Annotated in this window: 3 protein-coding genes and 2 pseudogenes; 4 read left to right on the forward strand and 1 reads right to left on the reverse strand. The window is 64.8% G+C overall.

All coding sequences use genetic code 11. The features are described 5' to 3' along the window. Positions 1–58: 58 nt before the first annotated feature. A pseudogene (locus ACIHAR_RS39390) lies at positions 59–1044 on the forward strand (IS5 family transposase). Between the two features lie 569 nt (positions 1045–1613). Here the strand turns inward: ACIHAR_RS39390 and ACIHAR_RS39395 are convergent. After that, the gene (locus ACIHAR_RS39395; RefSeq protein WP_400024070.1) at positions 1614–5909 is read right to left on the reverse strand and encodes an FG-GAP-like repeat-containing protein; all 4296 of its coding nucleotides are present in this window, start codon (positions 5907–5909) and stop codon (positions 1614–1616) included. A gap of 612 nt (positions 5910–6521) precedes the next feature. Here ACIHAR_RS39395 and ACIHAR_RS39400 point away from each other — a divergent pair. From ACIHAR_RS39400 to ACIHAR_RS39410, 3 genes and pseudogenes are all read left to right on the forward strand, one after another. Further along, positions 6522–12539 carry an RHS repeat-associated core domain-containing protein gene (locus tag ACIHAR_RS39400; RefSeq protein ID WP_400024072.1) on the forward strand — a complete coding sequence of 2006 codons (6018 nt, stop codon included), beginning with the start codon at positions 6522–6524 and terminating at the stop codon, positions 12537–12539. A 20-nt stretch (positions 12540–12559) separates the two neighbouring features. Beyond that, positions 12560–13345, forward strand: coding sequence for a DUF4253 domain-containing protein (locus tag ACIHAR_RS39405; RefSeq protein WP_400024074.1), 786 nt, complete (start codon positions 12560–12562; stop codon positions 13343–13345). Between the two features lie 689 nt (positions 13346–14034). After that, a pseudogene (locus ACIHAR_RS39410) lies at positions 14035–14662 on the forward strand (hypothetical protein); the annotation flags it as partial.

The raw sequence follows: 14662 nt of genomic DNA on the forward strand, positions 1-14662 counted from the left end.
GACTGTCTTTAGTTGTGATCAAGCCCGGGGTCGGGTGCAGGTCCGATAGGACTGTGGTGTGACACGTGCGCAACTCACCGACAGCGAGTGGGAGTTCATCGAGCCGTTCCTGCCGGTCGGCCGGTTCGGCCCGTACCCCGAGCGGCTGCGCGAGCAGTTCGAGGGGGTGATCTGGCGGTTCCGTACCGGCAGCCAGTGGCGGGAGATGCCCGAGCGGTTCGGCGCCTGGCAGACCGTCTACAACCGCTTCATGCGATGGCGCGACGCGGGCGTCTTCGAGGCCCTGCTGGAAGAGGCGATCGCCGAGGCCGCCCGCAGGGACGAGATCGACATGTCCCTGGTCAGCGTGGACTCCACCACCACGCGGGCTCATCATGATGCGGCCGGCATGAGGGTCAGCGAACAGACCCTGGCGGCACTGGAGGAGGCGGCCTCGCAAAAGGGGGAGCGTCCGGGGAACAAGGCGGGCAGGACGGCGATCCGGTCCGTGCCGAGCGCCGACGCATCCGCCTGAGACGGCGGGCCCGGCTGAAGGCCGCCCTGCTCGGCCGGTCCCGCGGCGGGCTGACCAGCAAGGTCCACCTGGCCGCCGACCGGCGCTGCCGGCCGATGGCGCTCCTTCTGACCGCCGGGCAGGCCGCCGACAGCCCCCAGTTCATCCCCGTCTTGAACAAGCTACGGGTCCGCCTGCCCGTCGGCCGACCCCGCACCCGGCCGGCTGCCGTGGCCGGCGACAAGGCCTACTCTTCCCGCGCCAACCGCGCCCACCTGCGCAGACGCCGCATCCAGGCGGTCATCCCCGAGAAGAAGGATCAAGCCGCCAACCGCAGGAAGAAAGGCAGCCGGGGCGGCAGGCCCGTCACCCACAACGCCGATCTCTACCGAGATCGCAACACGGTCGAGCGGGCCATCAACAGGATGAAGGACTGGCGGGGCATCGCGACCCGCTACGACAAGAAGCCCGAGAGCTACCTCGCCGGACTCCATCTCCGCGCAGCGACCATCTGGATCAGCAGCCTCCTAAAGCCTATTGATCACAACTGAAGACAGTCCCTAGGGGCCGGAACTGGCTTCCCAGATACTGACGGCCGTGCCCTGTGGTGGTACGAACCGAACCCATGCGCAGGGGCGCTTGGCACCGGTGCAGCAGCCCGGCACATTTGCGGCTGCCAGCTCGACGTGGCCCCACGTCTGGCGCCCCCGCTTGTCGGCGTCCATCGGTGCACACCTTCCCCGGCGTGAGGACGACGGCATGCGAATCGCGCAGGATGACGAACCAACCGTCGGGCCGCTTGCAGGCGCCTTGTATGGTCGCAAAACATGCGTCGGGACCGGTCGCTGTGGACCGATCCCGACGGTACAAGCCAGATGTCGACGAGCCTGCAGTGTCCTTTGGTTCTTCGGTTTGCGGCCAGCTGCGACGTTCTGGTTGGGCCGATGGTTGCCCTTTGGGTCTACGCCTGGCACGACAATCCTGAACGTCAACGAGCCGAGGACCGGGCCGCCTGACCCGGCTGATCAAACGAAGGCCGTGGCCGGTGGCCTGAGACTGGTCGTCCTGGTCTGGCAGACCGGGGCCTTGCCAGACCAGGAAGAGTGGCCCTACGGGTAGGTCAGGGCGTGTTGTGGGTGATGAAGGATGTGTTGGTGTAGTCCCAGGTCCCGACCCAGCTCGCAAGGCCGGACATGGTGCTGTCGGACTGGCCGAGGTAGGTGAGCATCTTCACTGTGCCGTCGCCCATGTCGTGCATGGCGCCCAGGTCATCGCGTCCGTCGCCGTTGTAGTCACCCGTGGTGATCTTCATTTTCTGGTAATTCAGCTTGCCCGGATCCGTGCTGAACGCTTCCTTCGGTGCAAGAAACGTGCCGTCGCTGGTGGAGAGGCTGACGTAGGTGTGGATCTTGTCGCTGCTGTCGGGGTAGTCGTACCAAGTGGCGACGTCATCGAGCCCGTCACCGTTGAAGTCACCGGCGTAAAAGCCGGTGCGGTTCCAGTCTCCCCAGGTGGCGTGGAAGAACGCCTGTACGGGTTCTTTGAAGCTGCCGTTGGACTGACCGTGCCACTGCCAGAACCTCACGCCGTTGTCGGGCGCGTCGGCGAGCGCGGCCAGGTCGTCGCGGCCGTCGCCGTTGAAGTCGCCGGTGGTGAGCTTGATGATGCTGCGGTTCCAGGTGCCGCTCCAGTTGGGGAAGGGAGCGTTGAAGCCACCCTGCACGTTGGCGGTGAAGGTGTAGAGGGTGTCGGTGCCGTCGGGGGAGTTGTACCAGGCGGCGATGTCGTCGCGGCCGTCGCCGTTGAAGTCGCCGGCCTGCAGGGTGGCATTGGGGAAGCCCCACTTGCCTGGGTTGGCTCCCCACGACGGGATGGGTGAGCGGAAGGTGCCGTCGGACTTCGCAAGCAGTGTCCACATTTTCGTGGACTTGTCCGGGTAGTAGTACATGGCGGCTACGTCCGTGAGTCCGTCGCCGTTGAAGTCGCCCGACACCTTTTTCACGTGGTTCTCGTCCCAGCCGCTGAAGGTGAAACTGTTGTGCGGGGCCTTGAAGGATCCGTCGGAGTTGCCCGCGAGCGTGTGGATCTTGTCGCTGCTGTCGGCATACTCTCGCCAGGTGATCACGTCACCGTAGCCGTCACCGTTGACATCGCCCCGCACGTCGCTGTTGCTAGTCCACTGGGACTGTCCCTTGACGTTGTAGACGACGAGATTTCCGCGGTCCTGCAGGAGGGCGAATCCTCCGGGGGCACTGGTCTTCGACTGCCAGGCGTAGTTGCCGTCGGCTTTGTAGACCACCAGGTTGCCATCGCTGCGCATGACGGCTTTGGCACCTGCGTTACCGGCCGTCTTGGACGACCACAGCACCTTACCGGTGGGGTTGGAGGTAATGGTGAGGTTGCCGTCCTCCTGCATCGTGAGCTTGACCGAGCGAGATACCAGTGACTGGCTGGCGGTGAGGGTGGTGCCTGCCGGGATGCGGGATCCGCCGGTGATGCCATCGATGATGAAGGACGTACCGAAGGAGTTGTTGTCGGTGCCGGGCACTTTGCCCGTCCAGCCGATCATGGTGTTGTCAGCTTTGCGGGCCCAGAGGTCAGCGAGGTTGTCGCCAGTCACGTCGCCTACCGACCCGATTGCCGGAAAAGCGGCGGCCTGGTAGCCGGAGCCGATCTTGACGCGGGCGGCCGTGTTTCCCCAGGTCGTAGGGTCGAGATAGCCGTTGGCGCCCTTGGTGCCGTAAGAGCGCCAGATGTCGCCGGTGGCATCCTCGCGAAGCCACAGGTCCGCGATCTTGTCTCCGTTGACGTCACCGGGTGCAATCAAGGTGAACTTGTCCCAGTCGCCCTCGCCGACAAGGACGGGCGCCTGAGTGCCTGCGATGTCGAGGTCGTAACCGGCGCGGTTACCGTAGTAGGCCCAGAGGAATTTACCCTGTTTGACCAGAAGATCCGGTGCGGTGTCACCATTGAGGTCGCCTGCGGTGATGATTTGCTCTGCGTTGTGCCAGTGGTCGTCGCCGGTCCAGCTTTCGTCGCCGATGCAGCCGAGCTCTTCGTTCGGGAGCGGGCAGGAGACGGTCAGTTCGGTGTAGTCGTCAATGATGACGCCGCTGCCGTTGTTCGGGTAGGCCCACAGGCGCTTTCGCTTCTCGATGTCGTCGTACTGCAGCGCGACAAGGTCGTTGGAGCCGTCCTGCCCCCAGTCGCCGCGCGAGTCGACGCTGGCGTTGAGGAAGGACTTGCCGCCGTTGGTCGCTGCGGCAAAGTTGCCGTTTCCCTGCCCGGCGTAGGTCAGCAGGGTGCCGTTGGAGTCGATGCTCCAGATGTCGCTGTTGGCGTCGCCGTTGAGGTCGGTCGGGCCGTCTCGCTCCTCGGAGCGGCCGGCGTAGTACACGTAGGTCTGGGTGTCGGAGCGGTTTCCTGCTCTGTCGACGCTGTAGGCGTAGACGAAATGCGGGCCGTAGCCCGGCGGGCGAACGCTGACGGCGATGCCGGGATCGACATCACTGGGGTTCGGGTCGTGGTCGGTCCACCATACGTAGTTGACGACGTCGGTCACGCTGTTGGGTGCAAAGGTGAACGTGCCGGGCTCGCGGGCCTTGCCGGTTACTGTGGGCCAACCGTTGTCACCGGGCGGGAATTTGCCGTCGGCCGAGGTAATCAGCGGTGGCTTGCTCGGTCGCGTGCGGTCGATGGTGAACTTACAGGTGGCTGACCAGGGCGAGTAGGCGTCGTCCTGGTCCTTCGCCCGCACCTTCCATGTCCAGTCGCCGGTTGGCAGGTCCGCGTCCGGCACCGCCCAGGTCGTGATTTTTCCCTTGCTGGCGGGCAGGGACTGCGTGGCCGACGGTGTGGTGGTGCCCGCCTTGAAGACCTGGAACTCGGCGGTGAGGTTGCCGGCGTCCTTGTCGTCGAACTTCGCGTACAGGCTTACGCGGGTGTTGCCGATCAGGCCGCCTGTCTTGCAGTCCGTGCGGGGGTTTGTGCCCAGACTGGTCGGGGTCTTCGGTGGGTTGTTGTAGGTCGTCTCCAGGACTGCAGTCTTGGCGTCGAACTTCTTCCAGGCGAACGTGTCTGTCTCGTCCACGGCGTAGAGGCCGAAGGTGATGCTCGACCAGCCCTTGGAGGCTGCCTCCTGGATCTTGGCGGTGGTGTCAAACTCGAGGTTGCCGGCGGCGCAGTCTTTGCTCCAACCCTTCGAGTCATCGACCGTGTCCAGCGGCAGCGTCGTCTTCTTGCTGGGCTGGTTGTTCCAGGTGGTCTTCTTCGTGATGCCGGTGGTGTGCCACAGTTCCACGGGACGGCTCTGGCAGGACCAGGACCAGGTGTTGCGGATCCGGAAGACCGAGTTCTTCACCTGCGTGAACTTGGTGTCGCTGGTGTCGAGCTGGATGAAGGACCGGGAGACGCGGTTTGATCCGCCCGACTCGGCCTCGTATCCGACTCGGATGGGGTCCTTGGTGTTCCAGAAGGAGGTGTTGGGGTATTGCTTGTAGACCCGGGTCCAGTTCTGCTTCTCTCCCCAGGCCCACGAGGGGTCGATGAAGACCGGAAAGGTGGTGTTCTCGCCGTTCAGCAGCGTTTGGTCCGGCTTGATCTCCAGTGTGTCGCCGGTGATCGTCGTGGGCATCTGCGCGTCCTGCGCGCCCGGTGGGGGGTCGAATGCGTCGGCGGGCACCCCGCTGTCGGTCTCGCCTGCCGTGGCTGTAAAGGCCGACCGGACAGTCGGCGCGGTGCCGGAGGAGATGGAGGAAGAGTCCCACATCAGCGGCGAGGGGCTGGTGAAGACTGTCTGCCCGGCCGGGTTTACGGCGCTGATGCTGCCGGTGTCCGCGTCGGTGGATACATTCAGTCCGACGGTATCCAACTTGTACTTCAGCAGTGCTAGTTCGGGGTTGGCGGCCGCCTCGGCGGTCCTGATTACGAGTAGCTGCGAGAATCCCTCAACTTCGGCCTTGAGCTGGAGGTCCACGCCGGGCAGCACCTCAGCGTAGGTGGCCACGTTCTCTTCGAGCGTGGGTGTGGGCAGCGGCTTGGGCCATGTCAGTGAAAGGGTCCGGCCATCCTTGACACCCGTCAGGAGTGGTCCGGTGCCGCCGCCGGAGAAGGTCACGTTCACAGTGGTGGCCTTTGGGACGACGTTGCCGTCGGCGGCGAAGACCAGGTTGGGGTCGGTGGGAACCCACGCCCCGCCGCGAAACAGTCGCACAGGTGTGCCATAACGCTTGACGGACCAGCTTCCGTCGGGTTGCGCCCAGGTGTCCGTTGACTCGCTCCGGGCGGAGACCAGTTCGTACGGCTGACCGCTGGCCGCCGCCTGCTCGAGCGCATAATCTTCTTCGCTCTTCGACCCTTCAGCTACGGGGTCGGACGATGTGGTGGCGGAAACCGTGGCGGCCGATTCCGAGGGCATCGCAAGCCCTGATGTTGTGATTCCGCAAATCAAGGCAATGGAAACCGCCCGCGAAAGCCAAACCCGATTCGGCATTCCGGAGCAGGGTCTTATCTGGTGCACGAAGCCCCTCTCAAAACTCAACGGTCGCCGGGACTCTAGCTGGCGGCGGCCAGCCCTGCACAGCCCTCACCTGGAACTTTGTCGTGATCTTGGTCGTTAGGTCTGCTTTATCACTGCAAGATCATGTTTGCTTTGTTGTCCCACTCCTTGCAGCGCTAAAGAAGGCCAAGAGGGCTCGTATGCGCCTGCTAGCCTGCGGCGAATATTGCTAACGAAGCTCGTCGAGGGGTGGGTGTGAGACGTTTCGGTAAGCGGGGACTTCCGGTGGTATGGGCCGCCGCGGTACTCGCCGGCGTCCTGCCAGGAGTTGCAGACGCGTCAGATGGTGGCTTGGACCTTCCGAAGCTGAGGCAACCGAAGGCTGTACCGGTCGAGGAAGTCGCTGTCGGAGGCAAGAAGCGGCCCGACGCCGCAGCCTCTAGCTCAGTGAAAAGGAAGGCACTGAAGGCTAGTTGGCCTGCCGCCGGGTCAGCAGAGGTGTCACTTGCCCCTGGAGGCAGGGCAGGCGCGTTGCCTGTATCGGTCGAAGCCGGTGGGACAGCGCCGAAGAAGACTGCTTCAGCCAAAGGCGCGGCAAAGGATGCGGCCCCGGCCAGGGTCAAGGTCTCTGTCGCGTCCCGGGAGGACGCCCGCCGAGCAGGCATCGAGGGCGTGCTGCTGACGGTTGGACGCACCGACGGTGTGAAGCAGGCTGTCCCGGCAAAGGTCGAGGTCGACTACAGCGCATTCCGCAGCGCCTACGGCGGCGACTGGGCTGCGCGACTTCGCCTGGTACAACTGCCAGACTGTGCGCTGGACACCCCAGAACGCGCAGAGTGCCGTGTCCAGAAGCCGTTGGAGGCCAGCAACGACGTCCAGAGCGGCAAGCTCGCCTCTCGGACGGCCGTGGGCTCGACGGCCATGGTCCTCGCTGCGACCGCCGAGGCCAGCGGCCCCACCGGCGACTACAAGGCCACGTCCCTGCAGCCTTCGGGCACCTGGAGCGCTGGTGGTTCCACCGGTTCCTTCAGCTGGTCCTACCCCATTCAGGTGCCCCAGGTGCCTGGCGGCCCTCAGCCATCCATCACCCTGGGCTACAGCTCGCAGGCGGTCGATGGCCTGACTGCTGCCTCCAACACCCAACCTTCCTGGATGGGTGACGGCTGGACCTGGGAGCCAGGTTTCATCGAGCGCAAGTACAAGGGCTGCGAGGACGACAAGACCGGTGGCACCAACACCACCAAGGTCGGCGACCTGTGCTGGTTCAATGACAACGCGACGCTGAATCTCGGCGGCAAGTCCACCGAGCTTGTCTATGAGGCCGACAAGGGCTGGCATCCGGCCTCCGACTCGGGCGAGAAGGTCGAAAAACTGACGGGCGCCGTCAACGGCGACCAGGGCACCGCGGGTGTGGACGGGGCCGGCGAGCACTGGAAAGTCACCGGCACCGACGGCACCCAGTACTTCTTCGGCCTGAACCGGCTCCCAGGGTGGAAGGACAACGGCACAGCAGCCGATGACCCAGTGACCAACTCGACCTGGACCGTGCCGGTCTTCGGGAACCAGTCCAGCGAGCCCTGCTACAACGCCTCCTTCGCCGACGGCTGGTGCCAGCAGGCCTGGCGTTGGCAACTGGATTACGTGGTTGACCCGCGTGGCAGCGCGATGGCTTACCACTGGAAGACCGAGACCAACAACTACGGCCGCAACGTCTCCCTAGATGGCAAGGCCACGGTCACGCAGTACGTCCGGGGCGGTTGGCTGGACCGGATCGATTACGGTCTGCGTTCCAACGCCGTCTACACCGGCAAGCCCATGGGTCAGGTCGAGTTCGGTGTCGCCGAACGGTGCCTGTCCAATTGCGCCACCTTCGACGAGGCCAACGCCGCCAACTGGCCGGACGTGCCCTTCGACCTGTTCTGCAAGGATGGGTCCACGGAGTGCAAGGATAACTACTCGCCCAGCTTCTGGACCCGCAAGCGACTGACCTCCATCACCACCAAGGTCCTCACCAGCGGGGTACACAAGGAGGTGGACACCTGGACCCTGGACCAGAGCTTCCCACCCTCCGGCGACGGCATCTCCACCCCGATGTGGCTGAAGTCCATCCAGCACACCGGCAAGGCCAGCGGAAGCATCACCCTGCCCGCCGTCACCTTTGCCGGCGAGCAGAAGGCCAACCGGGTAGACAAGACCGGTGACGATCTCGCCCCCTTCATCAGACTGCGCATGTCGCAGATCACCACCGAAACCGGCGGCACCATCGGGATCTACTACTCCCCGCAGGACTGCACACCGGAGAACCTGCCCCTGCCCGACGGCACCAACGCCACTCGCTGCTACCCCGTGAAGTGGGCTTTCGAGGGCGAGACCGCCCGACTCGACTGGTTCAACTCCTACGTGGTCACGCAGGTGGTCGAGGGCGACAACCTGGCTGAGTCCCCAGACACCGTCACCTCGTACTCCTACCTGGGCGGCGCAGCCTGGGCGAAGAGCACCGATGAGTTCACCAAGGCCGAGGATCGAGTCCACTCCGTGGCCCGCGGCTACGAACGGGTCCAGACTCGCACCGGCGCCGGCAGCGACCCCCGGACCCTGTCCGAGACCCGCTACTTCCGCGGCATCGACGGCCGGGACGTCAAGGACAGTGCAGGCGTCGCCGTCACCGACCGTGAAGAGTTCGCCGGCATGCCGCGCGAGACCGCCACGTATAACGGCGACGACACGAACAAGCTGGTCAGCGCCACCTCGTACATTCCCTGGCGTTCATCTGCAATCGCGACGCGTACCCGTCCCGGACTTCCGGACCTGGTCGCATATCGGACGGGCACCCAGAAGGAATCGACCCGCACCACCGTCACCGGCGGAACCCGTACCACCGAGGTGAGCCGTACTTTCGACTCTTACGGCATGGTCGCCACCGAGTCGCACACCGGCGACACGGCTAAACCTGGAGACGAGCAGTGCGCCACCACGAGCTACGCTCGCAACCCCTCCAACGGCATCGTGGACCGGGTCAGCCGGGTCGAAACTGTCGCCGTGCCCTGCGGCAGCCCGATCTCCCGCCCCGATGACGTCATCAACGACGTCCGCACGTACTACGACGGCGGCCCTCTCGGTACCCTGCCCGGCACCGGCCTGATCACCAAAACCGACCGGATCAATGGCAGCGGCGACGGCTATGACGTCCAGACCAGCATCCCCAGCGACTGCGGGGCCGACAGCCAGCAGCTCTGCTACGACGCCCACGGCCGGCAGCTCGCCGCGGCCGACGCCTGGGGCAAGGTGACACGGACCGCCTACACCCCCGCCATCGGTGAGGTGGCGACCACAGTAGCGGTCACCAACCCCAAGGGGCATGTCGAGACCACGGTCATGGAGCCGCTACGGAGCCAGCCCACCCAGGTCACCGACGCCAACGGCAAGATCACCACCACCACGTATGACGCCCTGGGCCGAGTGACCAAGGTGTGGCTGCCTACCCGTTCCGCCACCACCTACCCAGAAACGCCCAACTACGCCTTCGATTACCTGGTGCGCAACGACGGCCCGGTCGTCACCACCACGAAGACCCTGGGCCACGACTCCACCTACCGCTCGGCCTACGCCATCTCCGACGGCTTGCTGCGCAGCCGGCAGACCCAGGAACCGTCCCCCGACGGCGCGGGCCGACTGATGACGGAGACCTACTACGACACCCGCGGCTTGCCCTGGCGCTCCTCCGGCCGGTTCTTCGCGACCGGTGCCGCGGAGCCGGTGCTGGTTCACGGCCAAGAGCTGAACTATCCGGCGTCCACAGACACCGAGTATGACGGCGCCGGCCGAATAATCGCAGTCATCTCCAAGCGGTTCGGTGATGAGAGTAAGCGCACCACCACCACCTACGCCGGCGACACAACCACAGTAATCCCGCCGCGAGGCGGCACGTCCACCATGACCACGGTGGACGCCCTCGGCCGCACCGTCGCGCACAAGCAGTACACCAGCACGGACCAGTCGGCCGGGCAGACCACCCACTACACCTACGACAAGCGAGGCCGGGTCGAGTCCACCACGGACCCCGCGGGTTCGGTCTGGAAGTACACCTACGATGTCCGCGGCCGGCTGACCCAGCTCGATGACCCGGACAAGGGCACTTCGAAGTACCTCTACGACCAGGGTGACCGGGTCACGGACATCACCGATGCCCGCCAGATCACCCTCCACACCGATTACGACGAGCTGGGCCGCAGGATCGCCCTGAAGCAGGGTGCCACCCTCCTCGCCGAGTGGACTTATGACACTTCAACCAACGGCAAGGGACAGCCGGCCAAGGCCATCCGCTGGGTGAACGGCCAGGCCTACGAGAACGCGACGACCTCGTACAACAGCCTCTACCAGCCGGTACTTCAGCAGGTGACCATCCCGGCCGCCGAAGGCACGCTGGCCGGCACCTACAAATGGACCAACTCCTACAACCTCAACACCGGCCAGGTGATGTGGGTGCAGCACCCCGCCGCAGGCGGGCTGCCTCAGGAGAAGGTCGCCAACACCTACACCGCCAGGTCAGGACTGCTCAACACGGTCGGCGCAGGCCTGGACACGATCATTTCGGCGAACACCTACGACCACTACGGCCGCAACATCCGCCAGGAGTACGGTGCCTTCGCCCAGCACGTGTGGAACTCGTCCGAGTATGACGAGCACACCGGGGCACTGACCCGCTCCTACCTCGACCGGGAAACCGCCCCCCAGCGCATCGAGGACGTGAAGTACTCCTACGACACGTTCGGCAACATCACTTCCATCGCCTCGGCCTACGGCCAAGACCAGGCCCGCACCACCGACACCCAGTGCTTTCAGCTGGACGCCCTGCGCCGCATCACAGAGGCATGGACCAACACCGGTGAGGCGTGCGCGTCCACACCGTCCGAGTCCGTCGTCGGTGGGTCGGACGGGTACTGGACGACCTACACCTACGACGCGGTCGGCAACCGGCAGACGGAAATCAAGCACAAGACGGACTCCGGACCGGCCGCGGACACCGTCCGCACCTACCAAGCCCCGGCCGCCGGCAAGCACAGCCTCCCCAAGGTCACCCAGACCGGAACCGACTCCCACGAAGAGGACTTCACCTACGACGCGGCCGGCAACACCAAGACCCGCACGATCGGCGCCGCCCCTCAGCAGACCCTGCAGTGGGACGACGAAGGCCACCTCAGCTCGGTTGTCCAGGGCACCAACACCAGCACCTACCTCTACGACGCCGAGGGCAGCCGACTGCTCCGCAAGGACTCCACCGGCACCACCCTCTACCTCCCCGGCGGCAACGAACTCAAGCTCGACAAAGCGGGAGCCATCACCGGCACCCGCTACTACAGCGTGGCCGGCAAGACCGTTGCCATGCGCACCGGCGGCAAGCTGACCTTCGTCTTCAGCGACCACCACGGCACCGGTTCCACCCAGATCTCCGCCGACGCCACCCAGACGGTCGTCCGCCGCAAGACCGGCATATTCGGCGAAGTACGCGGAACCCAGCCCACCACCTGGGCCGGAGACAAGGGCTTCGTCGGCGGCACCAAGGACACCGACACCGGCCTGACCCACCTCGGTGCCCGGGAATACGACCCAGCCATCGGCCGCTTCATCTCCGTCGACCCGGTGATGGACTTGGCCGACCCGCAGCAGACGCACGGGTACAGCTATTCCAACAACAATCCGGTCAACCTGGCCGACCCTAGCGGCCGCCGACCAGAGTGTTTCGACTCGCTGTGCCGGTACGCCCCCGGAATGGGAGGGAGCGTCGGCAGCCCAGACTTCTCTGGCGCACCCTACGAGAAGACCCTCACCTACGCCGACCAAGACTATGCGCAGCAGCAGGAGCGGCTGAACGAGAAGCTCGCGCACAAGCAACGGCAGCGGCGCTTCTTCGAGATCTGGGTCCTGGAGAAGTTCGAGATCGGCGAGGCCCTCGACCAAATGCGTGACATCAACAGGCTGTCCTGCAGGGGCCCTGAGAAGGCGGCGTGTACCTGGAACCAATACACCCAGGAGAACGGCATCGACTTCTTCGGATTCAAGCTGACAGACGGTTTCGATGAATACATTAAGAAGGTCCTCAGTCGGATCGACGAGTCCTGGACCTGGCCAACGAAGGAACAAAACCTCAAGAACAAAAAGATAGACACGAAGTTCGATGCGGCGGAGTTCGAGATTGCACTCAAGCTCGCTGAAGAGGGCCACGACGTGGTCGCCAGAGGCGAGGGGCGAAGTAAGGAGCGCTGGGCGCCAGGAGCGAATGGCTCGTTTGACGCCTGGGTGGATGGGATCCGGACCGAATTCAAGACGCCCGATAGTTCCCAACCAGGCGCAGTAGCGAAGCACATCAGGAAGGCCGACGAGCAGGGTGCGGATGCGGTAATCGTCCACTTGCCAGACGGCAACGAGCGGCTTGCGCGGTCAGCAATCGCCAGCGCCAAGAGAACGGCGTTCACCTCGAAGACGCCGCTCAACCTGACTACCATCCGCATGATCGGTGACGGATTCGACTTCACCGAGAACCTCCGCTAGCCGACCTGTGAAAGACAGAGGTGAAGCATCCGAACATGGACAGAGAGCACCTGACCGAAACTCTGCGTAGAGCCGGTTTCCTCAATCTGCATGTGGAAGAAGCTTGTTCGCGTTCCGGCGCCCGCGTTCTTGGTCGCCGGATCGGCAAGGACAGGGCCACAACGGTCTGGCGGAGCCTGCTGGCCGTTCGGGAGAGCACGGGCTTTCACCCCCTGCTCACCCCGCTGCCCCCCTCGATGCTCGTGGCAGGAGAACTGGCCGAACCGGACGTCTTCGACGACCGGGCCGTGACAGCACCCCGTGAGGTCGTCGCCGAGGTCACGGCGGCGGCCCTCGCGGACGCCCTCGCCTACGCCGGAGAACCGGACGAGGCCGAGGAGTGGCGGGCCGAATTCGACCCGCAGCGGCTCGCCCAAAAGATCTTGCCCGAGCCAGAGCCCGTCCGCATCCGTGAATTTCTGCCGGACTGGCTGTGCCTGGTGGAGACCCGGGACGGTTGGTCCGTGCCGCAGCTCTTGCCCGGATACCCGTACGCGCCGAACTGGGAGCATGGTCCGGAGGGCCGACCCATGCTCGACTCCGACCACGTGGCCTTCTTGCACACCTGGCACGATCGATTCCGAGCCGAGCTACTGTTCGTCTCGGAACGGGTACTGATGCTCGATGTCGCCCGACCGCCGCAAGAACCCCTGGCGGTGGCCGAGGCCGCCATCGAGCAGTATGCATACTGCCCTGACGCGAGCGACCCCGTCACTTACGCCAAGCGTCAGAGTCAGAACCGGACCTGGCAGTTCGCCTGGGACTGAACGCGACACGCGGATCCGCCCACCGGTGACCTGGCAGCAATCGAGTCTCTCGGCGTTGGCCAACTGGGCCCCGTTACTTCGCCCCGCTGGATATCCAGCGGGGCGAAGTGTTCGTTAAGCCAGCAGACGCTGCGCGTAGGCAGTCAGGTGGTGAGTGCCGTAGTCGCGTGCGAAGCGGTGAGCTTCCGATGCAGCCAGAACCCGTACAGACGGATTCCATTGCGTAAGGTCCAGCAAGTAACGAACTCACGCCGGGCCAGCGCACCTGCTGCGTCAGCCCGTCTGCAGTCGGCACCTGGAGCTGGTCGACGAAGCCGTCATCTATAAGGAAATCGGCTCTTCATGCTGCAGATCAGGCGGCGCGTTGCGTCCGCGGCGGGTTGAGGGGCGAAACGAGCGTAGAGAAGGTGGTGCGTCCGGACGGGGTGGTGAGACGGTCCCACCACACAGGCCAGCCCTCCCAGGCAGACAGTTCTGCAGCACTCACTCGGGACAAAAGATGACTCTCGTTTGGATCAGGTCGCGGGGGACGGAGATACCGATTGCCGGATCCTGCAGCATGATCCACACGACAGCCCTCGGGGCCAGTTCTGCGGCGGATAAGCCGTCGTGCGAAGATCCGGCGTCGGGATTCGACCGACCTGGATGATCGAAAGGTCCCGGTGGTCGGCGCATCAAGGAAAGAGCACATGCAAACCAGCACGAAAAGCACCGGACGGGCAGTCGGCCTCGCGGTGGGAGCGATCCTCATCACCGGATGCGGCGGAGGCGTCGAGGCCTCCGCCCCGACCTCCTCTCCTGCCGCTGCCTCTCCCTCTCCTCCTTCCTCGGCGATGGTGCCCTTCAGTCAGAAGGCCGTGCTCAAAGATCTGCGAGCGGCCGTTGCAGCCGCCGGACTGACGGGGAGCAAGGTGGAGGCGGGGTTCGGCGTGTTCCATGCGCGTCTCATCCACCCTGACACGGAAAATGAACGAAAGGCGGCAGCTCTCGTCACTCGGCTGACCCCCTGTGTGGTCCTCTGGTCGCCCACCGAGCAGCGATACCGCTCCCCGGACGCCGCCGATCCGGCCGACAGCCGACGGCAGCTGGACGTTGTGCTGTCTGGCCTAGCGACGCGGGGCTGGAAGGAGACCCAGCCTTCGACGGACGCACCGCTCGGGGACTACGGCACCTACTTCATGGCTTCCTACAAGAAGGAGGGCTGGTTCCTCCAAGCCCGGCACATCAAAAGGCCCGCCCTCGATGAGGTAACCATCATGGCCACGGAACAGGCCTGCTTCGACCGACTCACCGACGAGGAGCGAGCCCTGGTCGGAA

The sequence above is a fragment of the Streptomyces sp. NPDC052016 genome (genome assembly GCF_044548445.1).
In the GTDB taxonomy this organism is placed as follows: domain Bacteria; phylum Actinomycetota; class Actinomycetes; order Streptomycetales; family Streptomycetaceae; genus Streptomyces.

Coding starts and splice junctions, on each gene's coding strand:
- ACIHAR_RS39395 (WP_400024070.1), bottom strand. CDS start 5,909: ATGCCCTCGGAATCGGCCGCCACGGTTTCCGCCACCACATCGTCCGAC.